The following is a 25609-nucleotide window of genomic DNA, read 5'->3' on the forward strand; positions in this document are numbered from 1 at the left end:
GTTCGTCCTTCGTCCTTGAGCGTGGGGTGAGGTAACGCCTGTTGAGGCGGATTTGTTGCGGCAGGTCTGTTGATGCAGGCGTTACCGGGCCCGGTAGCTCATCCTTATCTTCTCTTCTTATTTTTCTCTTGTATTGGGGCTTTAGGAGAACACTATGACTGAGGCAACTTCCTCTCAGGCACCGAAGAAGAAGCTTCTGCTGGTTTCTAGCAGTGGCGGACACTTGAAGCATCTGACGGCTACTTCTGCTGCGTGGCAGGATTATGACCGCGTATGGGTTAGCTTTAAGCAGCCCGATGTTGAATCTTCTCTTGCTGATGAGAAGACCTATTGGGCTTATTACCCGACTACCCGAAATATTAAGAACGCTATTCGTAATTTGTTCTTGGCATTTCGTATTTTTCCGAAGGAACGTCCGGATGCGGTTGTTTCTGCGGGTGCGGGTGTTGCGGTTCCTTTCTTTGTTGCGGCTAAACTTTTTGGCGTAAAGACTCTTTATATTGAGTGTTTTGACCGCCCGACTCTGCCGACGATGACCGGTAAGATGCTGTACACCTTTGCTGATCGAATTATTGTTCAGAGCGAGGAACAGCAGGAGAATTTCCCTGATTCTCGTGTAATTCATCCCATTTTCTAAGAGTGATGAATTTATCCTGAAAATAGCGTCCCCGCGTGTGCTGGGGGCGTTATTTTCAGGGTATAGTATTTATTAAACATACAGATACGCGTAAGTCGTGCGCTCCACTGTGGACTCACCATCCAAGCGAACTAACCACTCGCCAGAGAAGCGTATGCGGAGATTACTCACCATTTTCTCCGGCACGACGCCGCCGCGTATACCAATGATGCCCTCCGGATTTTTGCGTCAGGTATACGGGGTTACTACCGATAAATACATAGAGAGGAATAGGCGATGTCTATTCAGAACTTCCCCCACGTCAGCGTTGATACTTCCAAGTTCGACCTGCCCGTATTTACCCCTGCCGTCGCGCCCGTTCGTATTCCTACCAAGACTTACGATTTGGTGGTGTCCCTCGGCACCGACGTTCACACTTTTGATCGTCTTCTGCGCTGGGTTGAGGCTTACCTTGAGGCTCACCCGCAGGTCACCTGCCTCGTGCAGCACGGCCACACTGCGCCTATTAAGCACGCAGACAACCTTAAGCTTCTTCCCGCCTCCGAACTGCTGGATTACTACGCAACCGCACGCGTGGTGCTGGTTCAGGGCGGCCCCGGTTCCATCCAGGATGCCCGCCGCACCGGCGCTCTGCCCCTGGCTGTTCCGCGCCGCGCAGAGTTCAACGAGGTCGTTGACAACCACCAGGTCCCCTTCACCGCTCTGATGGAGAAGCGCGGCCACGCTGTTGTCGTTGAGAGCCGTGAAGACCTCTTCGCTAAGCTGGATCTTGCTCTGGCGAACCCCTCCCTGTTCCGTACCGCTGAGCCTTACGTCTCCACTCCGGAGATTTCCGCAGCTCAGCTGGGCGAGGAGCTGCAGGATCTGCTCGCTGGCAAGACCCACCGTAAGGATTCCTTCTGGGGTCGCCTGAAGCAGGCTGCTCGCGCGCACCGTGCGGGCAAAGCTGAGATGGCTCGCATCGACGCGATGGCTCCCAGCGCCTAAGGTTTTCTTGCTTTCTAAACTCAGCATCCTCGTGATGGGGTGTGGGAGGTGCCCTGCCGGGTGCTTCCCACATTTTTAGACCGGCATGCGAATCCTCCAACCACCCTGTGAGAGGCTGTGGATGTTTTCCCTTGTTCACGGCATATTCTCAGGTGGATTCGCGTCTTTACATTGGTTGCGAAACCCCGCGCACCGTATCCTTAGTAAGGGATAATGCGCGGGGTTTTCGCGCACTACGAAAGGAACAATTATGGCAGTTCAGGAATCGACCGTTATCAACGCAAACGTTGAGCAGGTTATCGAGGCGTTCTCCAGCGAGGACTTCGCACGCTTCGTCTGCTCCGAGGTTGGCGTCGAGTTCGGCAGCTTCTCCGTTTCCGGTGACACCTCCGCTGAGTTCACCGCAACCACCGAGCGCACCGTACCCGCTGAGCGCGTACCGGACATCGCTCGTAAGTTCGTCGGTAGCGGTGTCTCCATGACTCAGGTGGACACCGTGAGCGCACCGGCCGCTGACGGCTCCCGCACCGTCTCCACCGAGGTGAAGGTCAACGGCGTACCCGTTTCCGCTCAGGCTACCCAGAAGCTGACCCCCGAGGGTGAGCAGACCCGCCTGGACGTCAACGGCGAGGTTTCTTGCTCCATCCCGCTGGTGGGCAAGAAGATCGCTGCCGCTGCTGAGCCGCAGGTTGGCCGCGTGCTGAAGGTTCTGGGCACCTCCGCTGAGAAGTGGCTGGCACAGCGCTAAAGCTTATAAACGCTCGCCTTTGGAGGTGTAGCTGATATACGGCTAGATATGCCGATATGCAGAGGATCCCCGTCGTAAGTTATTACGGCGGGGATCCTCTGTTCTTTATGAGTCTCTACGAGCTCTAGCGCCCTGATAAAGGCCTATGCGCTTTAGGAAGCGACAGCGTTAGGAAGCAACAATCGCCTCGGAGTACTCGCGCTCGCCGAGCAGCTCGGCGAAGCGGCGCATCTCTACACGCAGGTCGTGCTCTGCTTCGAGCAGGTCAACAACCTTGCGCAGCTTGGTACTGGAGGTGTGTTCGGTGTAGGGGAAGTAGTGTACTTCCACGCCGACCTCTGCGAAGCGTTCTTCGAGGGCGTTGCCCTTATCGGTGCCCTTCCAATCGTCACCCTTGAAGAAGACGTTAAAGGGCTTCTGCTTCCAGGTTTCGAGCTTGTCGGGGGTGGTTTCGACGTGCACTTCGTCCACGTAGTCGATGTGGCTGACGATAGCGGCACGCTCTTCGATGGGGATGACGGGACGGCGGCCCTTGGTCACTTCCAGGACGTCATCGTGCACGACGCCTGCAATGAGGTAGTCGCAGTTTTCCTTGGCTTTGCGGAGAATCTCGAGGTGGCCGTAGTGGAAAAGGTCGTAGGCGCCTGCGGCGTAGCCAATAATCATGGGGCTTCCTTGTGGTTGGTAGCGGCGATGGGTATTCCGGTGTGGTTGAGGTACCGGAGGGGGTGAGAAACATATCCGCTGTCTGGGGTGAGAGCCTAAGAATAAGTGAAGAATGTGCAATATTGAGAAAATATTTTCTTATTATTGCCGTATTTCTTCTCTCTGTCGTCCCAGAGTATGCGGGTCCGAAAAGAGTTTCTCGAGGGTGCTGGTTGGGCGCCCTTCGTCCTTTTATTTTACCAGTCACCTTTTTGGAGGAAAAGGGAAAGATATAAATATGAGGCGGATACAGTGTAGTATCCGCCTCATATTTTCTATACGTCGCTTGAAATCAAAGAAAGCTTATATAGATAAACAATTAACCGCTAGATTTTAGCGAAGAGTTTTAGCCAGTATTTTCTGCAGGCTTTGACCGCATATGCTTACGTTCTCGTGCAATATTTTAGGTTGAGTAGCCATTCGGTATTTTCGATTGGCGTTCAAATACTAGCTACTCCCCCGCCGTTTCCGCCTACATTCTCAGCGAAGAGTTAGTTCTTGACTGCCGCTTCCTTAGTAGCTTCCTCAACCGCAACCCACGAAAGCATCGCGCACTTCACACGAGCCATAAACTTCGAAACGCCAGAGAAAGCCGCCATATCGCCGTACTCCTCTTCGTCCAGGGTCACCTTACCGCGCGAGCGCAGCATCTCGCGGAACGCATCCACGTGGCTCTGCAACTCGGAGATGGTCATGCCGGGAGCCATTTCAGAGAGCACGGAGGCGGCAGCCATGGAAATGGAGCAACCGTCGCCTTCCCAGGAGATCGACTCAATGGTCTTCTCGCCATCTTTCAGCTCGTCAGAGAGCACCACGCGCAGGTTGATTTCGTCGCCGCAGGTGGGGTTGTACTGGTGGTTATCGGCGCTCGCGTGGCCGGCGGGTACCTCTACGAGGTGCTCGCCGCTGCGCTGCTTGGAATGCTCCAGAATGATTTCCTGGTACAGGGATTCAAGAGACACGGTGTTCTTCTTCCGTCAATTGGTATGTCTGAAAATTTGGGGCGCTAGCGTCTAACGCGTCTGCCTAGAAGCCGAAGTAGGGGCGCACCTCAGCAAGCGCCTTCAGGAAAGCGTCCACATCTTCGGTGGTGTTGTAGATGTAGGTGGATGCACGGGTCGAGGCAGTCACGCCGGCGCAGCGGTGCAACGGCTGGGCGCAGTGGTGGCCCACGCGCACGGCGATGCCCCGAGTATCGAGCAGCTGCCCCACATCGTGCGGGTGCACGCCGTCGATGGCGAGAGCAACCAGGCCGGCACGCTTGGAGGGGTCGGCGGGGCCGAGCAGGCGCACGCCATCGATTTTCTGAACGCCATCAACCAGGCGAGCGCCCAGTTCGTGTTCCCACGCCTCAACATTCTCCATGCCCAGGTGCTGCAGGTAGCGCACAGCTGCCGCGAAAGCTACCGCCTGGGAGACGCGCTGGGTACCCGCCTCAAACTTGATGGGGGCGGGCATGTACTCGGCGTCCTGCAGACCCACGCGGGTAATCATGGAGCCACCGGTCAGGAAGGGCGGCAGAGCCTCAAGCAGTTCCGCACGACCGTAGAGGGCGCCGATTCCGGTGGGCGCCAGCATCTTGTGGCCGGAGAACGCGGCGAAGTCGACGTCCAGGGCGTGGAAGTCTACGGGCATGTGCGGTACGGACTGGCAGGCGTCTAGCACAACGAGCGCGCCGTGTTTGCGGGCCAGGGCAACCATGCGGGGCACGTCGGTAATCGCGCCGGTCACGTTCGAGACGTGGGTGAACGCGACGATGCGGGTCTTCTCGTTGATGATGCCCTCGGCAGCTTCGTAGTCGAGCTGACCATCCTCGGTGGAGGGGATGTGGCGCAGGGTCGCGCCGGTGCGCTGGGCAAGAATCTGCCAGGGGATGAGGTTCGCGTGGTGCTCAATCTCGGTGGTGACGATTTCGTCACCGGGGCCCAGGGCGAAACGCTCAGCAGCGGGACCACCGATACCCTGAGAAGCGTTACCGATCGAGTAGGCAACCAGGTTCAGCGCCTCGGTTGCGTTGGAGGTCCACACGATCTCTTCGTCAGTGGCACCAACAAAGTTCGCGACGGTAATGCGCGCATCCTCAAACAGGTCGGTTGCTTCGACCGCGAGGGTGTGAGCACCGCGGTGCACGGCGGAGTTAGCGTGCAGGTAGAAGTCGCGTTCAGCGTCGAGCACCTGAAGGGGTTTTTGGCTGGTCGCCCCCGAATCCAGGTAGACCAAGGGATGCCCGTTGACCTCGGTATTGAGGATCGGGAAGTCCTGGCGAAGCTGGCGTACGATGTCATCGCTCAGCGGGGTGTTGGCGGGGGTGGAGTATTCAGCCACGGGTACCTTCTTCTCTCGCTCATACGCTCCACGGGTCGGGTATTTTCCCGTCGTGGAGCGTATAACGTCATTCTTTTCTAGCTTATTCCCTCGCCGGGCGCTTGCATAGTTAGGTAGAGCCTAGTTCACACCTCAACCCGAATCATGCGTTGCCCCGGTTCAGTGCTTGCCCGGCACGGGTCATGCGCTAGGAGCCTGCGCCGTGGTAGCGCTGCTGGGTTGCCAGCAGGCCTTCCTTCACGAGCATCATGGTTGCATCCGCCGCGTTCGAGATGAGGAAGGGCAGATCCTTCGCCTCGGTGCTGCTGAAGGGCTTGAGCACGAAGTCTGCGGTGTCCATGCGTCCGGGAGGTCGGCCGATGCCGGTGCGCACACGGTAGTAGTCCTTGGTGCCCAGCGCCTTGGTGATATCGCGCAGACCGTTGTGGCCACCCTCTCCCCCACCGATCTTGAGCTTAATGGTGTCGAAGGGGATATCGAGTTCATCGTGCACAACGATGATGTGGTCGGGGTCGATGCCGTAGAACTTGGCAATGGCGCTGACCGGGCCACCGGAGGTGTTCATGTAGCCGAGGGACTTCATGAGGATGACCTTGGGCCCGCCAAAGCCGAGGCGCCCCTCCGCCACAACAGCAGAGGCCTTGGAGTGCTTCTTGAAGCTGCCGCCAACTTCCTTGGCGAGCTCATCCAGAACCATCTGACCAATATTGTGGCGGGTTTTAGCGTAGCTGGGGCCGGGGTTTCCTAGACCCACGATGAGCCAGGTATCAGACATCTCTTCGTGTACCTTTCTGAAGTTCTAAGGGACTGCTCCCGCTTCTTGTCTGCGGGGTATGCAAACGGCCCGCACCCCGTATGAGGATGCGGGCCGTTCCCAGCCCGGCTTATGCCGGTCTATAAGCGTTGAAATCCGCTACTTACGCAACGAACACCAGGTCGATGTGCTGCAGTTCGGGGCGGATGGGGTGGCGCTGGATGTCCTGAACGCGAGCCTTGATGGTCTCACCCTCAACCTCGATAACCAGCACTGCGTCTGCGTTACGAACTGCCAGGGTGGTCTCGTGACCGGGCAGGGTCAGGTGCTTGGGCTCTGCGCCGTTGCCGTAAACGACAGCGGGGATCTTGCCTGCAACGCGTGCGCGGCGTGCGTAGCCCTTACCGAAGTCAACGCGGGGCTCTGCAACAATCTTGAATTCAGCCATGGGAATCTCCATTTCTATAGTCTGTACATAACGCGCCAAGAGAAACGGCGCGGATGAAGAATCCGTACGCCACCTCGTCGATAACGGCTCACCGCATTTGCGGCGGCCCTCGCCTTGGCCAAGACAATATTGTACAGGTTCCCGGCTCTTCTTCAAGGGCCGGGAACCTGCGATATGGCGTTTTTCACGCCTTTTATGCTGTTATCAGCAGATATAGGGTCGAATCCTTAGAGGACTAGGAGCCCATTTCTGCCAGGTAGGCGGCGAGCGCCTCGCGGTGATCACGCGGGGTGAAGCCTGCAGCAATCAGCTTGGACAGGTCCATTGCCGAGTTCGTCGGACGGTGAGCGAAGAGCTCAGCGTTGGCGAAGTATTCCTCGGTGGTGGTGTCGCTGACGCGTGCCGGGTCGTGGCCGGTACCCTCGTACACTGCACGAGCGAACTGTGCCCAGTTGATGACTTCACCGGTGTTCGACACGTTGTAGGTGCCGTATTCAGCGCCGGAGAAGAGCAGGTGCAGGGCAGCTGCTGCCAGGTCCTGGGTGAAGGTCGGGCGACCCCACTGATCGGCGACCACGGACGGGTCGATGCCGCGCTCAGCCAGGGAGGCCATGGTGCCCACGAAGTTCTTGCCGGCGCCAACAACCCAGCTGGTGCGCAGGGTGTAGTGCTTACGCCATGCGGCGGCGGCAACCTCACCGGCAGCCTTGGATGCGCCGTAGACGCTCAGCGGTGCCAGCGGATGGTCCTCCGGGTACTCCTCGCCCAGGGGCAGGGAGCCGTCAAAGACGTAGTCGGTGGATACGTGAACCAGCGGCAGGTTAGCTTCTTCACAGATGGAGGCAAGAGCGCTCACGCCCAGGGCGTTAGCTGCCCAGGCGTCGCGGCGACCCTCGGGGGTTTCTGCCTGATCCACTGCGGTGTACGCTGCAGCGTTGATGACCGCACGGAAGGAGCGCCAGCGGAATGCGTCGCGCCACTGCTCGGGCTTGCCCAGGTCGAGGCGGTCGCGATCCACAGCCAGGAAGGGTACGTTCTGCTCGGTGAGCTGGCGAACCAGCTCGGTGCCGAGCTGACCACCCGCGCCGATAATCAGAATCGGGTCGGCTTCCAGGGGCTTAATCTCGTTCAGACGCGGGTGGTTACGGTCCTTCTCCGAGAGCTCAGCCTTCGCCAGGTCGATGGGCCAGTCAATTGCGACGGTCTCATCGGCAAGGTTCAGGAAGCTGTAGCCGGATACTGCGTCCGCCGACCAGTGGTCGTTCACCAGGTAGGTGTAGGCGGTGTTCTCTTCCAGGGTCTGGAAGGAGTTACCCACGCCGCGGGGCACGAAAATTGCGGTGTCCGGACCCAGCTCAACGGTGACGACCTTGCCGAAGGACTCGCCAGCGCGCAGGTCAACCCACGCACCGAAGATACGGCCGGTCGCAACCGACACGTACTTATCCCACGGCTCGGCGTGGATACCGCGGGTGGTACCTACCGAAGCGTTGAAGGAAATGTTGTTCTGCACCGGGTTGAAGTCGGGCAGACCGGCTGCGACCATCTTTTCGCGCTGCCAGTTTTCCTTGAACCAGCCGCGGTTATCGCCGTGAACCGGCAGGTCAATGATGAGCAGGCCGGGAATCTCGGTTTCAGTAACCTTCAATTCCTTGGTCATTACTGGCCAGCCTTTGCATACTTAGCCTCAACCTCAGCCTTCAGGGGCTCCCACCAGCCGCGGTTGTCGGTGTACCACTTAATGGTGTCGGCAAGACCGGACTCGAAGTCGGTGAACTTCGGCTCCCAGCCGAGCTCTGCACGCAGGCGGCTACCGTCGATTGCGTAACGCAGGTCGTGACCGGGGCGGTCAACCACGTGCTCGAAGTCGTTCTCATCCTTACCCATCAGGCGCAGGATGGTGCGCAGAACGGTGATGTTGTTCTCTTCGCCGTCTGCACCGATGAGGTAGGTTTCACCAATCTTGCCCTGCTCCAGGATGCGCAGCACAGCAGAAGAGTGGTCGGATGCGTGAATCCAGTCACGAACGTTCAGGCCCTCGCCGTACAGCTTCGGGGTCAGGCCCGAGAGGATGTTAGTGATCTGGCGGGGGATGAACTTCTCGATGTGCTGGTAGGGGCCGTAGTTGTTGGAGCAGTTAGAGATGGTTGCTTCAATACCGAAGGAGCGGACCCATGCACGCACGAGCAGGTCGGAACCTGCCTTGGTGGAGGAGTAAGGAGAAGAGGGGTTGTAGGGGGTGGTTTCGGTGAACTTCGCAGGATCGTCCAGCTCGAGGTCGCCGAAGACCTCGTCGGTGGAGATGTGGTGGTAGCGAGTGCCGTGCTTACGGACTGCTTCCAGAAGGCTGAAAGTACCGATGAGGTTAGTGTGGATGAACGGTTCGGGGTTGGACAGGGAGTTGTCGTTGTGCGATTCCGCAGCGTAGTGGACAACAGCGTCTGCCTTGCCGACCAGTTTGTCAGCCAACTCGCGGTCGGCAATGTCGCCTACGACAAGCTTGAAGCGGGATTCAGGAAGACCCTCCAAAGACGCAGCATTTGCGGCGTAGGTCATCTTATCCAGCACAGTAATAGTGTGATCAGTGTTATCGATGAGGTGGTGAACAAAGTTCGAACCAATAAAACCGGCACCGCCGGTAACAAGAATGTGAGCCATACGGTATATTTTACCCACTTAAATAGCGATTTTTATGCCTCAACAACGAGATAAACATGACACAATAAGAAGTTATGAAGGGAATTATTCTTGCCGGCGGCACCGGAAGCCGTTTGCACCCTATCACTCAGGGTATTAGCAAGCAGCTCACTCCGGTCTATGACAAGCCGATGATTTACTACCCGCTGTCCACTCTCATGCTGGCGGGTATCCGCGATGTTTTGATTATTACCACTCCTGCCGACCAGGAGCAGTTCCAGCGACTGCTCGGTGACGGTTCCCGTTTCGGTATTAATCTCGAATACAAGGTGCAGCCTTCCCCTGATGGCCTGGCACAGGCATTTATCCTGGGCGCCGATTTTATTGGTAATGACCCCGTAGCACTCGTGCTCGGTGACAATATCTTCTACGGCCCCGGTCTGGGTACTCAGCTTGCCACCTACGAGCAGAAGGACGGCGCAACCGTCTTCGCTTACCGGGTTGCTGATCCTCGCGCCTACGGCGTGGTGGAGTTCGACGAGAACTTCAACGCACTGTCCATTGAGGAGAAGCCCGAGAACCCCAAGAGCGACTACGCTATTCCGGGTTTGTACTTCTACGACTCAAAGGTTGTAGAGTATGCACGTCAGATCAAGCCTTCCCCGCGCGGCGAGTTGGAAATCACTGACCTTAACCGCGTCTACCTGGAACAGGGTAAACTGAAGGTTGAGGTTCTGCCTCGCGGTACCGCATGGCTCGATACCGGAACCTTTGATTCACTCGCTGATGCCACTAACTTCATCCGCACGGTTCAGAGCCGTCAGGGCCTGTCGGTTGGTTGCCCGGAGGAAATTGCGTGGCGCCACGGCTGGCTCTCCGATGAGCAGTTGCGCGACATCGCTACCCCGCTTGTTAAGAGCGGCTACGGTAGCTACCTGCTCGGATTGCTCCGCTAATAAACACCAGGGGATTTTCGTATCCCTTCACCACCTGCAACAACACTCCACGTTGCAGGCACACTAACTCAAACTTTCTGGAGTATTCTCACTACCATGACCATTTTGGAATTTTTCCGCACCACGAGGGCTAACCTCTGGCTGCTGATTATTGGCATCGTTGTCGGTGCCGCAGCGGGCTTCGGCTATGCATCACTGCAACCGAAGGTCTACGCCGCATCCTCCTCGGGCTATGTGACCGTGGGCGAATCCGGCACTGTGGATGTCCTCTCGGGTTCTTCTGCGGCTAAGGAACGCGCTCGCTCCTACGCAGCTATCGTCTCCTCTGAGGCCGTGGCACAGAAGATTAAGCAGAACAACCCCGAGCTCTCCCTGACCACCGGTCAGATTCGTGCGAGCCTCACCGCAACCGCAGGTGATAACGCTGCACTGATTACCGTGAACGCGAAGGCTTCTTCCCCGAAGAATGCACAGATGCTCGCTAACAGTGCACTGCAGGCTACCGCCGACTACATCAAGGAAATTGAGCAGAACCCCGGTAACGCTCAGGCTCTGGTGAACGGCGAAAACACTGGCGCTGCCCCGACCGGAGGCAACACCGTTCGTGTGATTCCGCTGAACAACGCGAGCGTGAACCCGCCGCTGGTGGCCCCGAACTACCAGCAGAACGTGCTCATCGGTGCCGTTGCTGGCCTTGGTCTGGTGTACCTGGCGATTTTCCTGCGCCGAGCACTGGATCAGCGTATTCGAACCCGTGACGACGCTACCAAGGCAACCGGTGCAAACGTCCTCGGCGTTCTGCCCATCAGTGAGGACCTGAACGAAGAGAATATCGTTAACGGTGACACCGACGATCACATCGCACAGGAGTCCATCCGTCAGCTGCGCACTAACCTGCGCTTCGTGAACGTTGACACTCCCCCTCGTTCGTTCATCGTCACCTCCGCAGTGCCCGGTGAAGGTAAGTCGACCGTGTCGCTTTCGCTGGCTCGGGCAATGGCTGACGCTGGCTCGCCCGTCATCCTTATTGACGCCGACCTCCGCCGCCCGACCGTGGCTAAGAAGCTGAAGCTCGACGCTAAGGTTGGTCTGACCCAGGTTCTGGCTGGCCAGGTTGAGATTGCTAACGCTGTGCACCAGCTGGGCGATTCGAACCTCTTCGTCCTGCCCGCAGGTCGTATCCCCCCGAACCCCTCCGAACTTCTGGGCTCGGATAAGATGCGCCAGCTGATCAACGAGCTCTCCGAAGAGTTCATCGTGGTTGTCGACGTTCCGCCGCTACTGCCCGTGACCGACGCTTCACTGCTCTCCCACTCCGTGGATGGCGTGATCCTCGTTGGTTCTATCGGTCGAAGCCACCGTGAACAGATGACTGAGGCAGCAAGCATCCTGAAGAAGGTTAACGCTAACCTCTTCGGTATGGTTCTGAACCGTGCACCCCGTAAGGGCCTGGGTAACTCCTACTACGGCTTCGGTTACGCAAGCTCGTACGTCGGTTACTCCACCTACTACGGTTACGGCAAGGACGGCGATAAGAAGTCGTCCAAGAAGTCCTCGGCTAAGAAGTAATAACGTAATAAGCGCCCTAAATCTTAGGGAGCAACTTAGGGCGGGATGGGCAGTTTTTCTGTCCGTCCCGCCTTATACTTATCTGGTATACATGTGCACCGAAAGGCTATTGTGACCACTCACTCACCCAATACCCCGGAGCCGCAGACCACTCCTCTTGCGGCACGGATTCGGCTTGCGCACGCCTACTTCCAGCGAATTGCCGACATGCACTCCATCGATATTTTGCATGTCAAAGGCTACGCTTTCTCCCAGGAAATTTACCGCAAGGGCAGGTACAGCTCCGACGCTGATCTGCTTGTCCGTCCCTCTCACGTGGACCGCTTTGTAGAGATCCTTCTGGCAGATGGATGGCGTATCCAAGCCCACTTCGAAACAGGCTCCGTGTTCGAACACGCGATGACGCTCTACCACGCTTCATGGGGTCTGACCGACATTCATCGTTTCTTCCCCGGTCTGGGACGCCACGGCGACTACGAGAAGGCTTTTGACCGCGTCTGGGCGGCGCGCAAGACTCGCATGATCGCGCACCGTCCCTGCGTCGTCCCCAGCGATTTGGATGCGCGTCTTCTCGTGGTGCTTCACCGCGCCCGCGCGGCATCGCGTTACAGCGCAGATATTAACTATCTGGTCTCTCTGCTCTCCTACAGCGATTGGCAGCGCCTGCGCGCCCGTGCGGAGGAGCTTGACTCCTCCCTGGCGTATAGCGCGGCGATGGGCGGTCTGGAGCAGTACCGTGACGACCGCGACTACCTGCTGTGGCTGTCTGTCTCTCAGGACGTCCCCCACTATATTCAGTGGATTGGGCGTCTGCAGTCAGCAACCACCCTGCACGATAAGCTACGCACCCTCAAAAATATTTTCTTCGTGAATAAGGACCACTTGGCAATGCAGCTGGGACGCACCCCCACCAAGGCTGAAATTCGTGCCAAGTTCTTTGAACGTTTCGGAATCAAGGTGAAAAAATGAGCAACCCGGTAGATTCCCATCAGACCGTCTACGGTATCCCCGAGAACATCGCGTACGTTCATTCTGAAGAGTTCGCTAAGTACTCCCCCACAGCAACGTATCTTGCAAATCTTGCCAACGGTGAGCTGTCTGTTCTTCAGGATTCTGCCTCCATTATTTGGAGTATTTTTGAAGACCCAATGTCTCTACAGGAAGCTATCGATCTGCTCTGCGAAATGTATGAACAGCCCATAGAGACCATGGGGTCGCAGATCGAGGGTTTTATCCCCGAGTTACTCTCCAAGGGGCTCCTAGAGGTCCGCTAGGTCTCCCAGAAGACACAAAGAAAGCGGGGCGGTAGAACTTTTGTAGTTCTACCGCCCCGCCTTCTTCTATGAGCCGTCTAGCGCGTCTAGTCTTCGGGCAAAGCCTGCACGTACGTCTTCAGACGGCTAATGAAACGAGCCTCCGAGAAACCGTCGACGTGCTCGCGGATATAGTCAGCGTCCCAGTCAGCCGGGTTGAAAGCCTTGAGAGCTTCCACCAGCTGCTCCACGGTCGGCTGGTTGATGAACATACCGGTCTTGCCCTCCTGAATGGTATCCAGGAAGCCGCCCGCACGATAGGCAATCACGGCCTTGCCGCTAGCACCCGCTTCCAGCGGGGTAATACCGAAGTCCTCATAAGAGATAGCCAGCAGTGCCAGGCAGTGACGGTACGCGTAACGAAGCTGCGCGTCCGAAACACCCGAAGCAATACGAACAGTCGGGCCCGCAAGCGCTTCCAGGCGTTCCTTCTCCGGACCGCGGCCAATCACCAGCAGCTTCTTACCCAACTCATTGCAGGCTTCAACAGCCTTATCAACATTCTTGTAGGGCAGCAGGCGAGAAACGATCAGGAAATAATCGTCCGATTCGGTGAACTCTTCCAGGCCCGGGATAGGTTCAACCGGTGCGGTGGTATCTACCGAGTGCGGCGGGAAGAAAATCGGAACGTCCTTCTTACCGTAGACATTCTCAATACGCTTCTTAATGACGCTCGCATTAGCCACATACACAGCCGAGCGGTGAGCAGCCCAGTGATCCCACAGCATCAGTGCAGGACGCAAGGTCTTCAGCAACAGCGGCACGGGACCGGTGCTCTTCTCGCCCAGGTACTGATCGCTCAAGTACAGCCATCGCGCCGGCGAATGGCAGTATATGAACTTGCGGCCGGCGAAGTTGAAGCCGTGCGCCCAACCGGTCGTCGATACCACAGCGCGCTCAGCCGGTACCTTCAGGAAAGAAGAAGCAATCGGCAGAATTGGCAGAGCCATGCGGTGGTTACGACGTAGGTAACCAATCTTGTTCAGCGGGCTGGTGATGATTTTCGCATCTTTGAACTCCGGGAAGGTGCCCTCCGGGTCGTACAAAGTCGTGTAAATCGGTGCATCCGGGAACGCACGATGCATTGCCAGCACAACACGCTCCGCACCGCCACGCTGAGTCAGGTAGTCGTGGGCAATTGCTATCTCTTCAGTAGCCTCAGGCTTGACCAGCGGCACGTAACGGCGCGCCAGGCGGGCAAGCTTCTTGAGGCTCTTCGGGATATCCGCGAGCACCGCGTCAGGGTTCTTCGGCCCGGTAAACGGAGCGGAGGTCAAGAGCTGAGTGAGTGACATTTTCTTTTCCTCCTAAAAGACTTTCTGAGCACGCTCAGGGTAGTGAATACCGGCGTAAGATGCAGCCTCAACCTGCAGTGCCACAAGCTTCTCAGCGGCCTTAGCGGGCAGCTTCAGCAGAATCTTATCGCTCGCATCGCCCAGAGCCTTAATGGTCTTCTCGGTGGTGAAACGAGCGAGAGTCTTGACCAGCAAACCCCACGGACCCGTCGGGTTCGGGGCGGGGTGTGCTTCTTCACCATGCTTACGCACGAAGATAGTGCGGGCAGAACCCGAGTGCAGGGCACGCAGGGCACGCACAGCAGTGGTGGTAGCCTCGGCGTAGTGCTTGACCTCAACCTCATCAGAGATGATGATGCGGCCACCAGCGTCATGAACCATTTTGCCCATGTCTACGTCTTCCCAGCCGTAGAGACGGTATGCGGGGTCGTAGCCTCCAGTACGCTCAAAGTACTCCGCAGAGATAGAAGAGTTGCCGTTCCAGTACAGCCAACGGCCTTCTTCAGCTACGCTGAGGGCGCCCTCTTTGAATCGAGCATCGCGGAAGTTACCGTACACACGAGAGTAGGGAGTGTCCGGGTACACGTTCTTCAAGGTACCAATCACACCGTCGTAATCACGGTGCAGGCGGATCTGCGCCTCGACGTAGTCGGATGCCGGCTCAAGATCATCATCGCAACGGATGAGGACATCCGCATCAGCCGCACGGTGGCCAGCGTTCAGCGCAGCCACGCGGCCACGGTTCTCCTCGAAAACAATCTTGGTCAGGTTCAGCTTGCCTTCGGCAATGTAGCGGTCAAGCACAGCTTCACTGTTATCGATATCGCCGTCGAGGACCACGATAACTTGGAAGTCCTTCTCGGTCTGGGCGGCAAGCGCATCCAGCGGGTAGTGCAGAATATCTGCACCACCGCGAGACGGAATGATAACCGCAGCCTTGTAACGGTGGGTAGTCGTCATAATTTTCCTTCAGGGTTTGAGTGAGAGGATATCCGTTGGGAATGGCTTATACGTTTAGAAGCACCTTAGCGGATAAAACGCTCCAGAATCTCACCAACACGGACCTTACCTGCTTCAGGCGAGTAGTTTTCCTGCCATCGCCAGAACAGCTCGGAGGTTCGCTCCGCCAGGGCATCCGTATCTTCTCGAAGCTCAGTACCCAGGCTCTTAATGGCCTGTGCAAGAGCTACCGGCTGATCAGCAGGCACAACGTACGGGTACGACGCGCCGCCCAGCACCTCCGACAGAGCACCAGCATCACTGACAACCACAGGGATGCGTGCGCTCATCGCTTCAGCGACCACCAAGCCAAAAGACTCGGGGGCAATCGACGGTACAACGAGCATGTCGATGTCACCGAAAAGACGGTCCGGGGTAGTCCAGCCCAAACGCGTGCTGAACGTAGCAACACGGGCTAGTGCATCCTCAACCTCAGCACGTTCTTCATCAGATGCAAAGACAGGCTCGCCACCAATCACCAGGTCGTATTCAATACCGTTAGAGTTCAAGGAGCTCATCGCCTGGCACAGGGTTGCAATACCCTTGGACGGGGTCAAACGTCCCAGGTACCCGACGCGGAGGCGGCGCTCCCCCACACGGTGATCCAGCTCGGTGGACACGCCACTGACCCAGTTCGCAAACAGCTCGCTACCGGGGCAGGCACGTGCCACATAACGGCTCGGAACCAGGGTGACCGATGCCTTATGGCGGGCAAAGGGTACGAGCTTCGCGTTCACGCCGGCAGGAAGCTGGTGCAGGTGCACGATGCGGTTCTTACGACCGCCCGTTGCCGCTGCGGGAACCAGACCGTTACACCACAGCAGAACGTCCTTATGGCGGGCATGCCAGCTACGCAGAGCCACCATGTACTGCGCGCGGTTCTTAGCCGGCAAGACAATACGGGGGAACCCCTCATCCGCAGCGGCTTCTACAAGCTGCTTCGGCTCGGAAGGACCCACGATAGTGACCTTGTAGCCAAGGCTACGGGCTGCGCGGGCAATATTCAGGAGCATGACCTCGCCGCCACCCATGTCACCGTTATTGGTGGCGATGTAGAGTTCTTTCTTCATCCTTCTACTCCTTCACCAGCTTGCGTGCAGGTACGTAATTCTTACCGGAATATTTGATGCTTCCGCGAATACGTCCCAGCGATGCAACCCAGTTGGCAACATCACGACGAGCAACCTTACGCTGGGTCACCGCCTGACGCAGAATATTCAGCAACTGCTGAACGCTACCGGTCACAGTAGACTTCAACGAATACGTTGCAGAATCGTACTTGGGGAAACGACGAGCCATCAGCACACGTCCCACACCCAATTCATACTTCTTACGGATAGAGCTTTTCCCCTCCGAGAGAGTAAAACGGATCTCAGCTTCAGGGATAAAACGCATCACACCGTCAGCTTCCTGGTGGCGCCACGAAATGTCCACATCCTCATAACCATAGCGAGGAAGGGACTCATCGTAGCCGCCAATTTCAAAGAAGCGTGCACGGGTAATAGCACAATTGCAGTTACCCACATGCGGCAAATAAGGAGTTGCAATCAGGCCCTTGCCAAAAGCATCGGGACGGGGATTGCCGTTAGCGTCAAAGGCACGAATCCAGCCACCAGCCAGGTCCTTATCCTGCACGTCCGAATACGCCTGCACCCAGTGCGGAGACACTTCATCGTCAGCATCGCAGAAAGCCAGCACACGACCGGATGCAGCGCGGGCACCAGCATTACGAGCCGCGGGAATGCCGGGAGTAGCCGAGGCGTCAACAACCTTGACGGTGAACTTACCTTCACGGGGTTCCTGAGCCCACGCCTCCATAACAGCGCGGGTGTTATCTTCCGAACCGTTGTCTACCAGAATCACTTCGTACGGAAGCTCAGTTTCCTGGTTTTCCAGAGCTTTGAGCTGGCGAGGAAGAGTCGATGCAGCGTTCAGCGCACAAATAATGACGCTAACTTCAGGATCTCGATTAGTCTTAAACATTTTCGTCCTTCCACATCGGCGCAACGTGCTGCGACTTCTCTTCCGCCTCACGAATTTCAATTCGCTCGTCAAAGCCTTCGATACTCGCCTCATCGTGACCGGTACCCAAACGCTGTTCGCGTTCAAGCAGCAACACACGCAGAGCAAGACCGCATGCAATAGCCCACGGCCAGGTGTAGAACACCTCGCCCAGACGGGATGCACAAATCATGATGGCAATGCCAGCACCCTGCACGACATAGAACTTCGGCGGCAGAGTCTTTTTGCCGCTAAACACGTTCACGATAAAGAGCAGGGTGATGGTAACAACCAGAATCATCCATGGCCAGCCGCCCTCAATCAGAACAGACCAGTACGAGTTATGGAGGAACCAGGTCTTCGAACCGGTATGGGCTAGGTAGACATATGCCTCACCCAAACCCTGACCAAAGAATCCAGTCGCCTGAACTTTAACTTCAGACGCCTGGTCAATCAGAGCACGAAGCGCATCCGTACCAGTACGGTCCGCAAAGACGCCGGACTGCGCATAGTCGCTGGTCAAAATATCAATCAACCAGTACAGGACCACACCCAGCGCAATACGGCCAAAAGTCTTCATACGGTTCGCAATAACAATCCAAATCAGACCCGCCGCATACGCCGCAATAGAGGTACGCGAACCCGTAGCCCACAGCAGACCGGAGAAAATTACGATAGAGAGAATGACTTCAATCTTGTTGCGGGCAAAGCTTAGAATCAACAAACCGAAGAGGCAATATACTAGGCCCGAGAAGTTTTTGTCACCCAGCCAGCCGGTCAGATAACCAACATAACCAGTTGTCGGGGCAAAACCTGCAAAATACCCTACAGCGTTGAAAAGAATCGCCGATGAGTATCCCAGAACAATGGAACGAATATGCAGGCGTCCGGCTGCGATAGTCCATATCAACACGGTTGCCGCCACAAGACGGAGCAAACGACGTGTCCAATCCGACGCATCCTCCGAGTGCACACCATTAATTGAGACGATTGCAAGGTACCCCATTGCAATGAACATGATGGCGCGCAAACCCGAAAAATGGCTCACGTCAAAAGTCGGTTTACGGGTCAGACCGTACAGCGCGAGCAGAAGAATGATTACCTGGTTAAAGGGCAAACCAACACCCGGTACCGCATCACCAAAAAGCAGAAGGAACGCCATGATGAACTCAGGCATTCGAATCTGGCTACTCTGATGGCGGACATACTCGCTACCGCGAGACATAGTCTCAGAGAAACGCGAAACCTCAGGCTTCTCATTGGGTTCATTCAAGTGCGCGTAAACCTGCGAAGTCTGGCTCATGAGCGGCCTCCTCGAAGTACACGTGCATAAATATCAACCGTCTGAGCAGCCATCTGCTCATTCGAAATCCAGGTGAAAGGCTCAGACTCGCCCTTCTGCAGCTGCGCGCGCATTGCCTGCAGAACATCCTGAGTCAGGGTTCCGCTCTGGCGGTCCACCAGCTCGTCGGCACCCAGAATCTCCGGGTTACCACCCACCGCGGTAGCCACAGTCTTCAGACCCGCTGCCTTAGCATCCAGCAGGGTGTAGGAGCAGTTCTCCCACACCGACAGCTGAACAATCATGTCGCTACGGCCCATCGCCTCAATCGGGTTAACAAAGCCGCTAAAGGTCACCGAATCACCCAGGTTCAGACGCTGAGCCTGAGCCTGCAACTCAGATGCCAAATCGCCTGCGCCCGCAATCTCAAGATGAGCCTTCGGGTACTCAGCACGAAGCTGCGCAAAAGCATCCAGCAGCACGTCGATTCCCTTCTCAGGGGACAGACGAGACAGCGAGAGAATACGTGGACCCCCTTCAGAGGGAACACGCTGCTGCTCAACAGCCGCATGTACCTCGGGGATATCCACGCCGTTATACACCAGCTCCACGCCACGAGCGCCCCACTTGACGCGCATCTGATCAGCGGTAGAACGAGAAACAGCAATCGCCTGATCGGTACCCCACAGGCGCACACGGTGCACGGTCTCCATGAGCTTAGAACGCCAGGAGCTACCGTGGTACACCGAGTCGTTACCGGCAATACCGTGCTCGGTGGTCAGAAGCTTCGGCACGCAGGTACCGCGCTTAATCACGCTACGGATGCGCAGAGCATTCACCACAGCGGTTGCGACAACGTCCGCATACGCCAGGTGGCTGTGCACAATATCCGGGCGGATCTGCTCAATAGCCTTCTGCAAAGAAGCAAAGGAAGTCTTGAAACCGTAGTCGGGGCCGAACTCAGCCTTAACGACGGTGACACCCAGTTCCTCAAGACGGCTCGTGAGCTTACCCTCGGGTGCGAGAACAACCAGGTTAAAGCCGGGGAGCCCGGCACGTGCCATATCGACAACGTGCCGAGCTACTCCACCAAACTCGGGAACCGGAACGACCCACAGGGCAGTGGGAACTCCGTTTGAATTCATGAGTGAGTGTCTACTTTCTACAGCCACTTCTCGAGGCGGTCCAGTGCGGTGAAGAAGCCTTCACCGTTGTTGATGTGGCCCTGCCAAATTTCGGGAATGAAGGATGCCTTCGGCGCCAGCTCACGCAGCTGCTTACCCAGGGATGCCCAGTCGACATCGCCTTCGCCAACCTGAACGCCCTCACCGTCAACGCCGGTGCCGTCCACCAGGTGCAGGTGGATGGACAGCGGTGCCAGCTGCTCAACAGCCTCCGACAGCGGAATGTTCAGGAAGTTGCAAGCAAGCATGGTGTGCGAGATGTCCAGGCAGAGTGCGGTATCGAATGCACGCGAGAACTCTGCGGTGTCCTTCGGGTCCAGGAACAGGTTGTGGTACTGCTGACCACCCATCAGCCACGGGTACGGGGGCAGAGTCTGGGCAGCCAGGCGAACGCCGGATGCGTCCAGACGCTTCAGCGCCTCACCGATACGCTCGTACTTCTCAGCACGTGCGGATGCGGGGATGTGCTTGTCCTTGGTGAAGCCACCCATGGTCACGACCATGACCGGGTCCTCGTCCACAGTGAAGTAGCGGGTCAGGTCACGGGTGATGTCGATGGTGCGCTGAACCTCAGCGATGGAGCGCTCCCACACCTCGGGGTCCTTGGATGCGAGGTCCACCAGGAAGTCACCTGCGAACAGGTCGGGCAGGTGGGTGGTGAAGCCCATGTCCAGCTTGGAGTCAAAGACGTCGTCGATGTTGATCTCGAGGTCCTTGTAGGAGAAGTGGAACTCCAGGAAGTCCGGCTTAGCCTCTTCAATCAGCGGCTTGTAGTCGTGGTAACGAACCGGCAGACCCCAGGGGCGGTCGAACTTGAAGTCACGGCGGGTCACCAGGTCATCCTTCAGGTCGCCCTCGAAGAAGAACGAGCCTTCTTCAACGTCGCGCTGCATAGTGCGGCCCAGCAGCTGCGGCAGGTAGTTCGGCTGCAGACCGCGGCCGGGGGACTTCACAGCAACGTCAGCCTCGGTCACGACCTCGCCCTTAGCGATGTGGCGGGTAGCAACCAGGGACTTTGCCAGGTTCACGCGGTTCATCAGCTCACCGGTGGACACCTCGCGCGGAGCAGCGGAACCAATAGCGGTCTCAACCTCACGGATCTGCTGAACCATTGCCTTGAATTCCTCAGGCAGCAGGGAGACGGTGTGGTCGTTACCCTCAAGGGTCTTGTCGGTGGTGAAGTGCTTCTCAATGATCTTTGCGCCGCGAGCAACAGCAGCAATCGGCACATGGTAGCCACGCTCGTGACCGGAGTAGCCGACCAGGCACTGACCAATCTCAGCCAGGCGGTCCATGTACGCCAGGTTGACGTCCTTGAAGGGTGCCGGGTATGCGGACTGGCACTGCAACAGAGCGTAGGATGCACCAGCGTTACGCAACAGAGCAACGGACTCGCGGATTTCCTCTTCGCGGCTCATACCGGTGGAGACCAGCATGGGCAGACCGCGGGAAGCCACGTCGCGTAGTAGCTCGTGGTTGGTCAGGTCAGCAGAAGCAATCTTCATACCCTGGATACCGTAGTCAACCAGTGCCTGAACGGAGGGTGCGTCCCAGGGGGTGCACATAATGTCCATGTCGTGCTGCTTGACGTGGTCGAAGACCTCGTACATCTGGTCAACGGTCAGGGAGAAGCGAGAGAGCAGGTCCAGGGTGTACTGAACGCCCAGGTCCTCACCTGCGGTTGCTGCGCCGCGCTGGCGGTACAGAGCGTCCATGTCGCGCAGCTGGAACTTCACAGCGTCCGCACCGGACTCAACAGCCAGGTCCACCAGTTCCTTAGCGAAGTCAACGCTACCCTGGTGGTTGTTACCAATCTCAGCAATGATGAAGGAGGGGGAATCCTCGCTGATGGTGTGCTTACCGATGCGCAGGACGTCCTGCTCGTCCATTGCCAGTGCCACGAGGTGACCGCGCTCGTCGGTCAGCGGAACGTGGTTGATGCCCTTCGCGAAGTATGCGCGCAGGGTCTCGGGGTCAGCGTCAGCCGGTGCGGTCTGCGGGTTGGTGTTCGCAGCGTCCAGAGCGCTGGTCTCCAGGGATGCGGTCGGGTTAGCAATCAGCCAACGACGGAAATCGCCGTCAGAGAGCGAACCGCGCAGAATACCGGACTCGTTCACCAGGAAGATGATGCGCTGGCCGTTAGCAGAAATCTTCTGCAGGGCGTTGAGAATCGGGTCTTCAGCGAAGACCACGTAGGGGGCAATATTGCGTTCAATAATCACGATTTTGACCTTTTCGTTTGAGTGTTTAGTTGAATGCCTGAGTGCCGGTCAAGCCGGGAGCGGCAGACGAGGTACTGCCGCTGGTGAAGGTTACTTGCCTTCGGCCAGGATCTGAGTGAGCTGGTGCTCTGCCACGGAGAAGTCAATCGGCGCGTCAATGTCGACGCCCTCGACCTCGTCCAGCATGAACAAGTCAATGGTACCGCCGGGGTAGCCCGCCAGGCGGTTGTGGTGGTCCATGTACACGGGGGTCTTGGTGATGTACATCGAACCGTTCTCGCGGTAGCGGAAGGTTTCCTTGGTCAGTTCCTGGCGGCGCGGGCGATGCATAATCTCGAATGCCGCGGTGGGCTCACCGTCTGCGTGCCAGGTCCAGATGAACGGACCAATCGGAATCACACCGACCATGGAGTCCTTACCGTTCTCAGCGAACTGGCGGACCGCACGAGCCAGGGTGCCGGGCAGACGCACGGGGCTGGTTGCCTGCAGCAGCATGACAGCCTCGGGCTCCCAACCGTTCTCGGCGTAGAACTCGATGGCATGCTCAATGACCGGCTCGGTTGCGGTGGTATCTTCAGCCAGGTGTGCCGGACGCATGAACGGTACCTCGGCACCGTACTCGCGGGCGATATCAGCCAGCTCAGCATCGTCGGTGGAGACGACAACGCGCAGCTCGTGCTCGCCGGCTACTTCTTCCTTCGCGGCCAGTGCCTGCTCGATGGTCCATGCAACCAGCGGCTTTCCCGCGATGGGACGCAGGTTCTTACGCGGAATGCCCTTCGAGCCACCGCGCACGGGAATGACGCAGAGAATACGCATTATGCCTCCAAAGTTTCAATCATGAGCTCGGCGATGCGACGCGCGGGCTCCTTATCCGGCTGAATCGGTGCGGGGGTCGGTTCCTGACCCCACTGGTTCATGCCGTAGCGGTCCCAGAATTCCACCAGCCATGCCGGCGGTGCCGGGTGGTACACCCACGCCGGGATACCGCGGATTGCCGCCTCCAGAACACCGGTAGAGAAAATCGACACGACCGGGTTCGGTACCTCGTTCAGCGGAGTGCCGGAGCGGTCAATACGGATGCCTTCCTTCTCCCACAATTTATGGGTCAGTACTGACAGCTTATCCTTCTCGCTCGGGTGCGGACGGTAAACGCCGCCGAACTTCTTCAAGAAGGAATGCGAAGCGTAGGCGAAGGATGCGCGCGGAAGCTCCGCACCGTGCATCTGGCCCAGGAAGATGGGCTCCAGGTCGTTCTGCTTCTGTGCCTCGGTGCCAGCGGCCTTCTGTGCCGCCAGGTAGAGTAGCTGCGAACCCACCGCGTGGGTGGTCACATCGCGGCGACCCGATGCCCAGAATTCTGCATCAGCTTTGCTGAACGCCAGCAGGGTGCAGCCGACCGGCAACGGCGGAGCCTGCGGCACCAGCAGGCCGTGCTGAACCATCCAGTACTCAGCGCCAATCGCGCGAGAGAACTCGTAGGCTACTGCACCGCGTCCAAGAAACTGCGCGGCAGATAGAACGATACGAACATCCGGCAGGAGGCTAATCAGCTCATCGCCGGAGATTTTCTGCTCGGACCAGTCCTTGCGAGAGTAGCGCTCGCTCGCATACTGTCCGTCCAGGTACTCGCTAGCGTCCTCGGGAACCCACAGGGCAACATCGACAGCATCCAGATGCTTGAGAGGTTCCAAGATTGCGTTGCGGTTCGTTGGAGAGAACGAATCCATAACGATCAGCACCTGAGGCTTAGTACCGCGAGTGTACAGAAGACCGCGTACGGGTTCCTCCCTGCCAGTCTGAGAACGTGCAGAATCAAGAAGCGTGTTCAGCTTATACTTAGCCCACTTCAGCTTCTTCTGACGCCTCTGCCATGCCTGCCAAGCATCCAAATCTAGAGGGTACTTAAGCATCCTGCTTCTCCCCAGAACGGACTCGAATAACGGTAGCCGGAATGCCCACAGCCACAGCGTTAGCCGGAATGTCGCGGGTGACCACAGCTCCAGCACCAATCACCGCGCCGTCTCCAATAGTGACGCCACCGAGCACAGACACATTCTGACCCAGGAAAACACGATCACCAATCACGATGTCACCACCGGGCTGCACATCGTGCAGAGAGTCCAGAGGATGCTCACCAGAATTCACCATCACGTTATCGGCAAAGACACAGTCCTTACCAATAGTCACATTCGACAGAGCGTGAATATGGCTACGGTGACCAACGTAGGTACCGGAACCAATACGCAGAATACCTCCGGCTTCAGAAGCAATCCACGCATCCTCGTAGATTGCAATCTGGTCACCAAGGTAGATGTTCTCTACACCGACCATGCGCAGGGGACGGACAAGAACAGTGCCCGAGCCGAAAGAACCGAACGCTCGCGAGTACAGGGTCTTTCCTAGCAGGTCTGCCATGTGCCAACGCACGCTCGGCATCTTGGTCACAATCTTAGAAAGGTTTAGGCCCATAGCTGCTCCAAAATCTTTACACGCTGATCGAAGGTGTGCTCAGCCAGAGTACGCTTCTGACCGGCTTCACGAATCTGACGAGCCCACTTAGGCTCACGGAAAATGCGGGTACAAATCTCGATGAGCTCATCGATGCTCTCGTAGACCAGAACCTCTTCGCCGGGAATGTAGTAGCGATCCACGTCGGGGCGGTCAATCACCTGCAGAGCACCCACGCCGGGAGCCTCAAAGGTACGCATGGTGAAGCCGTCCTGGTTATTGTGGATGTTCAGCGTTGCCGGGGAGGACGCCATAATGCCGTATGCCTCAGAGCGGTCGATGTCGCGACCTGCCGGAACACCGGAGTCCTTGAACTGCTTAGTGCGCAGAATGTCGTAAGGGTGACGCGACCAAGCACGGCCGTAGGCACGCACCGGCAGACCGGCTGCGACCAGCGCCTGCAGGGTCTCCTCACGGTTGGGGTACTTAGCGCCCACAAAGTTGATGGAGTCCTCACGCATAGGAACAACCGGGCAGTGGGTGTCGTAGGCGTTAGGCATGTCGAGCACCTCGAAGCCCTGCTCGCGCAGGTGCTGCGCATCCAGCGGGCTGTAGCTTGCCAGCGCGCCCAGGTGGTGCAGGTCCTCTTCGGTGTAGCTCATACGGCGCATTTCGTCGTACAGCCAGGTGCCGTAGCGAACGCCGGAAGTCTCCAGCAGGTCCCACCATTCGCGGGAAAGCATATCGCCCTTAATGACCAGCACAATATCGGGGCGGAACTCGTTGAAAGCGTCAATAGCCTTACGGGTTGCCTGAGCCGCGAAGCTTTCGGGGCGGTACTTCTCGGGCAGTTCGTGGGCAAGCTTGTTGAGGATGCGCTCGGGCAGAGTACCCGGGGCATCGTAGATGTGGGTGTGCACTTCGTATCCATGCACTTCCAGGGATGCCTGAATTGCCTTCCAGTACCCGTGGAATGCTGGTGAGAGCAGTAGAAGTTTGGGCTGAGTCATATGAGGATTGAATCCTGTCGGCGTTTGCTATAAGAACCCGCAGGGTAGAACCGTGCGGTGCTATGTGTTGGAGTGAAGAGGAACGG

Annotated in this window: 25 protein-coding genes; 7 read left to right on the forward strand and 18 right to left on the reverse strand. The window is 57.5% G+C overall.

All coding sequences use genetic code 11. The features are described from left to right. The first annotated feature begins 154 nt into the window (after positions 1-154). From pssD to RWL87_RS02135, 3 genes are all read left to right on the forward strand, one after another. Positions 155-637 carry a PssD/Cps14F family polysaccharide biosynthesis glycosyltransferase gene (gene pssD, locus RWL87_RS02125; RefSeq protein WP_049327955.1) on the forward strand — a complete coding sequence of 161 codons (483 nt, stop codon included), beginning with the start codon at positions 155-157 and terminating at the stop codon, positions 635-637. Positions 638-913: 276 nt separating this feature from the next. Next, positions 914-1624: a glycosyltransferase gene (locus RWL87_RS02130; protein ID WP_313968743.1), complete on the forward strand. Its 711-nt coding sequence runs from the start codon at positions 914-916 to the stop codon at positions 1622-1624. Between the two features lie 250 nt (positions 1625-1874). Next, complete coding sequence (locus RWL87_RS02135) at positions 1875-2372, forward strand: DUF2505 domain-containing protein (protein WP_294627788.1); 498 nt, start codon at positions 1875-1877, stop codon at positions 2370-2372. A 168-nt stretch (positions 2373-2540) separates the two neighbouring features. Here RWL87_RS02135 and RWL87_RS02140 read toward each other — a convergent pair whose 3' ends face one another. The 7 genes from RWL87_RS02140 to rfbB all read right to left on the reverse strand — a co-directional run bounded on the left by RWL87_RS02140 (position 2541) and on the right by rfbB (position 9262). Further along, the gene (locus RWL87_RS02140; RefSeq protein WP_294627787.1) at positions 2541-3038 is read right to left on the reverse strand and encodes an adenylyltransferase/cytidyltransferase family protein; all 498 of its coding nucleotides are present in this window, start codon (positions 3036-3038) and stop codon (positions 2541-2543) included. A gap of 530 nt (positions 3039-3568) precedes the next feature. Next, positions 3569-4039: a Fe-S cluster assembly sulfur transfer protein SufU gene (gene sufU, locus RWL87_RS02145; RefSeq protein ID WP_313968744.1), complete on the reverse strand. Its 471-nt coding sequence runs from the start codon at positions 4037-4039 to the stop codon at positions 3569-3571. A gap of 64 nt (positions 4040-4103) precedes the next feature. Then, positions 4104-5402 (reverse strand): cysteine desulfurase, encoded by a 1299-nt coding sequence (locus tag RWL87_RS02150; RefSeq protein WP_313968745.1) that lies wholly within the window; start codon positions 5400-5402, stop codon positions 4104-4106. A 187-nt stretch (positions 5403-5589) separates the two neighbouring features. Continuing rightward, positions 5590-6177, reverse strand: coding sequence for an aminoacyl-tRNA hydrolase (pth, locus tag RWL87_RS02155; protein ID WP_313968746.1), 588 nt, complete (start codon positions 6175-6177; stop codon positions 5590-5592). A gap of 142 nt (positions 6178-6319) precedes the next feature. Continuing rightward, positions 6320-6604: a 50S ribosomal protein L25 gene (locus RWL87_RS02160; protein WP_294497826.1), complete on the reverse strand. Its 285-nt coding sequence runs from the start codon at positions 6602-6604 to the stop codon at positions 6320-6322. 235 nt (positions 6605-6839) lie between these two features. Further along, on the reverse strand, positions 6840-8264 hold the full coding sequence (gene rfbD, locus RWL87_RS02165) for a dTDP-4-dehydrorhamnose reductase (RefSeq protein WP_294627782.1): 1425 nt from the start codon (positions 8262-8264) through the stop codon (positions 6840-6842). Continuing rightward, positions 8264-9262, reverse strand: coding sequence for a dTDP-glucose 4,6-dehydratase (rfbB, locus tag RWL87_RS02170; protein ID WP_060823811.1), 999 nt, complete (start codon positions 9260-9262; stop codon positions 8264-8266). Before rfbB ends, rfbD begins: the two co-directional genes overlap by 1 nt. A gap of 74 nt (positions 9263-9336) precedes the next feature. On the opposite strand from rfbB, the gene rfbA reads away from it, so the two are divergent. The 4 genes from rfbA (at position 9337) to RWL87_RS02190 (ending at position 13040) form a co-directional block, all read left to right on the forward strand. Then, positions 9337-10197, forward strand: a complete 861-nt coding sequence (gene rfbA / locus RWL87_RS02175; protein WP_049346725.1) for a glucose-1-phosphate thymidylyltransferase RfbA — start codon at positions 9337-9339, stop codon at positions 10195-10197. A 96-nt stretch (positions 10198-10293) separates the two neighbouring features. Continuing rightward, the gene (locus RWL87_RS02180) at positions 10294-11766 is read left to right on the forward strand and encodes a polysaccharide biosynthesis tyrosine autokinase (protein ID WP_313968747.1); all 1473 of its coding nucleotides are present in this window, start codon (positions 10294-10296) and stop codon (positions 11764-11766) included. Positions 11767-11877: 111 nt separating this feature from the next. Then, positions 11878-12735, forward strand: coding sequence for a nucleotidyltransferase family protein (locus tag RWL87_RS02185; RefSeq protein ID WP_313968748.1), 858 nt, complete (start codon positions 11878-11880; stop codon positions 12733-12735). Then, positions 12732-13040 carry a PqqD family protein gene (locus tag RWL87_RS02190; protein WP_313968749.1) on the forward strand — a complete coding sequence of 103 codons (309 nt, stop codon included), beginning with the start codon at positions 12732-12734 and terminating at the stop codon, positions 13038-13040. Before RWL87_RS02185 ends, RWL87_RS02190 begins: the two co-directional genes overlap by 4 nt. Positions 13041-13126: 86 nt before the next feature. Here the strand turns inward: RWL87_RS02190 and RWL87_RS02195 are convergent, their stop codons facing one another. The 11 genes from RWL87_RS02195 to RWL87_RS02245 all read right to left on the reverse strand — a co-directional run bounded on the left by RWL87_RS02195 (position 13127) and on the right by RWL87_RS02245 (position 25523). Beyond that, the gene (locus RWL87_RS02195; RefSeq protein WP_313968750.1) at positions 13127-14374 is read right to left on the reverse strand and encodes a glycosyltransferase; all 1248 of its coding nucleotides are present in this window, start codon (positions 14372-14374) and stop codon (positions 13127-13129) included. A 12-nt stretch (positions 14375-14386) separates the two neighbouring features. Beyond that, positions 14387-15334, reverse strand: a complete 948-nt coding sequence (locus tag RWL87_RS02200; RefSeq protein ID WP_049352040.1) for a glycosyltransferase family 2 protein — start codon at positions 15332-15334, stop codon at positions 14387-14389. A gap of 65 nt (positions 15335-15399) precedes the next feature. Then, positions 15400-16443 carry a glycosyltransferase family 4 protein gene (locus tag RWL87_RS02205; protein WP_313968751.1) on the reverse strand — a complete coding sequence of 348 codons (1044 nt, stop codon included), beginning with the start codon at positions 16441-16443 and terminating at the stop codon, positions 15400-15402. A 4-nt stretch (positions 16444-16447) separates the two neighbouring features. Beyond that, entirely contained in the window at positions 16448-17356 is a 909-nt protein-coding gene (locus tag RWL87_RS02210; protein ID WP_313968752.1) for a glycosyltransferase family A protein, read from the reverse strand. Next, positions 17349-18677: an O-antigen ligase family protein gene (locus tag RWL87_RS02215; RefSeq protein WP_313968753.1), complete on the reverse strand. Its 1329-nt coding sequence runs from the start codon at positions 18675-18677 to the stop codon at positions 17349-17351. The genes RWL87_RS02210 and RWL87_RS02215 overlap by 8 nt, the downstream gene beginning before the upstream one ends. Beyond that, on the reverse strand, positions 18674-19801 hold the full coding sequence (locus RWL87_RS02220; RefSeq protein WP_313968754.1) for a glycosyltransferase: 1128 nt from the start codon (positions 19799-19801) through the stop codon (positions 18674-18676). The genes RWL87_RS02215 and RWL87_RS02220 overlap by 4 nt, the downstream gene beginning before the upstream one ends. A gap of 17 nt (positions 19802-19818) precedes the next feature. Further along, positions 19819-22062 (reverse strand): N-acetylneuraminate synthase family protein, encoded by a 2244-nt coding sequence (locus tag RWL87_RS02225; RefSeq protein ID WP_005506934.1) that lies wholly within the window; start codon positions 22060-22062, stop codon positions 19819-19821. Positions 22063-22152: 90 nt separating this feature from the next. Beyond that, positions 22153-22881 (reverse strand): acylneuraminate cytidylyltransferase family protein, encoded by a 729-nt coding sequence (locus tag RWL87_RS02230; protein ID WP_313968755.1) that lies wholly within the window; start codon positions 22879-22881, stop codon positions 22153-22155. Next, the gene (locus RWL87_RS02235; RefSeq protein WP_313968756.1) at positions 22881-23975 is read right to left on the reverse strand and encodes an RNA-binding protein; all 1095 of its coding nucleotides are present in this window, start codon (positions 23973-23975) and stop codon (positions 22881-22883) included. The genes RWL87_RS02230 and RWL87_RS02235 overlap by 1 nt, the downstream gene beginning before the upstream one ends. After that, positions 23968-24534, reverse strand: a complete 567-nt coding sequence (locus RWL87_RS02240; protein ID WP_012904026.1) for a DapH/DapD/GlmU-related protein — start codon at positions 24532-24534, stop codon at positions 23968-23970. Before RWL87_RS02240 ends, RWL87_RS02235 begins: the two co-directional genes overlap by 8 nt. After that, on the reverse strand, positions 24525-25523 hold the full coding sequence (locus RWL87_RS02245) for a glycosyltransferase (protein ID WP_313968757.1): 999 nt from the start codon (positions 25521-25523) through the stop codon (positions 24525-24527). Before RWL87_RS02245 ends, RWL87_RS02240 begins: the two co-directional genes overlap by 10 nt. Between the last annotated feature and the right edge of the window lie 86 nt (positions 25524-25609).

It is taken from the genome of uncultured Rothia sp. (assembly GCF_963555405.1).
Lineage (GTDB): Bacteria > Actinomycetota > Actinomycetes > Actinomycetales > Micrococcaceae > Rothia.

Coding starts and splice junctions, on each gene's coding strand:
- RWL87_RS02205 (WP_313968751.1), bottom strand. CDS start 16,443: ATGAAGAAAGAACTCTACATCGCCACCAATAACGGTGACATGGGTGGC.
- rfbD (WP_294627782.1), bottom strand. CDS start 8,264: ATGACCAAGGAATTGAAGGTTACTGAAACCGAGATTCCCGGCCTGCTC.
- rfbB (WP_060823811.1), bottom strand. CDS start 9,262: ATGGCTCACATTCTTGTTACCGGCGGTGCCGGTTTTATTGGTTCGAAC.
- RWL87_RS02220 (WP_313968754.1), bottom strand. CDS start 19,801: ATGAATTCAAACGGAGTTCCCACTGCCCTGTGGGTCGTTCCGGTTCCC.
- RWL87_RS02135 (WP_294627788.1), top strand. CDS start 1,875: ATGGCAGTTCAGGAATCGACCGTTATCAACGCAAACGTTGAGCAGGTT.
- rfbA (WP_049346725.1), top strand. CDS start 9,337: ATGAAGGGAATTATTCTTGCCGGCGGCACCGGAAGCCGTTTGCACCCT.
- RWL87_RS02245 (WP_313968757.1), bottom strand. CDS start 25,523: ATGACTCAGCCCAAACTTCTACTGCTCTCACCAGCATTCCACGGGTAC.
- RWL87_RS02190 (WP_313968749.1), top strand. CDS start 12,732: ATGAGCAACCCGGTAGATTCCCATCAGACCGTCTACGGTATCCCCGAG.
- pssD (WP_049327955.1), top strand. CDS start 155: ATGACTGAGGCAACTTCCTCTCAGGCACCGAAGAAGAAGCTTCTGCTG.
- RWL87_RS02180 (WP_313968747.1), top strand. CDS start 10,294: ATGACCATTTTGGAATTTTTCCGCACCACGAGGGCTAACCTCTGGCTG.
- RWL87_RS02160 (WP_294497826.1), bottom strand. CDS start 6,604: ATGGCTGAATTCAAGATTGTTGCAGAGCCCCGCGTTGACTTCGGTAAG.
- RWL87_RS02210 (WP_313968752.1), bottom strand. CDS start 17,356: ATGTTTAAGACTAATCGAGATCCTGAAGTTAGCGTCATTATTTGTGCG.
- RWL87_RS02140 (WP_294627787.1), bottom strand. CDS start 3,038: ATGATTATTGGCTACGCCGCAGGCGCCTACGACCTTTTCCACTACGGC.
- pth (WP_313968746.1), bottom strand. CDS start 6,177: ATGTCTGATACCTGGCTCATCGTGGGTCTAGGAAACCCCGGCCCCAGC.
- RWL87_RS02215 (WP_313968753.1), bottom strand. CDS start 18,677: ATGAGCCAGACTTCGCAGGTTTACGCGCACTTGAATGAACCCAATGAG.
- RWL87_RS02230 (WP_313968755.1), bottom strand. CDS start 22,881: ATGCGTATTCTCTGCGTCATTCCCGTGCGCGGTGGCTCGAAGGGCATT.
- RWL87_RS02130 (WP_313968743.1), top strand. CDS start 914: ATGTCTATTCAGAACTTCCCCCACGTCAGCGTTGATACTTCCAAGTTC.
- RWL87_RS02235 (WP_313968756.1), bottom strand. CDS start 23,975: ATGCTTAAGTACCCTCTAGATTTGGATGCTTGGCAGGCATGGCAGAGG.
- RWL87_RS02195 (WP_313968750.1), bottom strand. CDS start 14,374: ATGTCACTCACTCAGCTCTTGACCTCCGCTCCGTTTACCGGGCCGAAG.
- RWL87_RS02240 (WP_012904026.1), bottom strand. CDS start 24,534: ATGGGCCTAAACCTTTCTAAGATTGTGACCAAGATGCCGAGCGTGCGT.
- RWL87_RS02200 (WP_049352040.1), bottom strand. CDS start 15,334: ATGACGACTACCCACCGTTACAAGGCTGCGGTTATCATTCCGTCTCGC.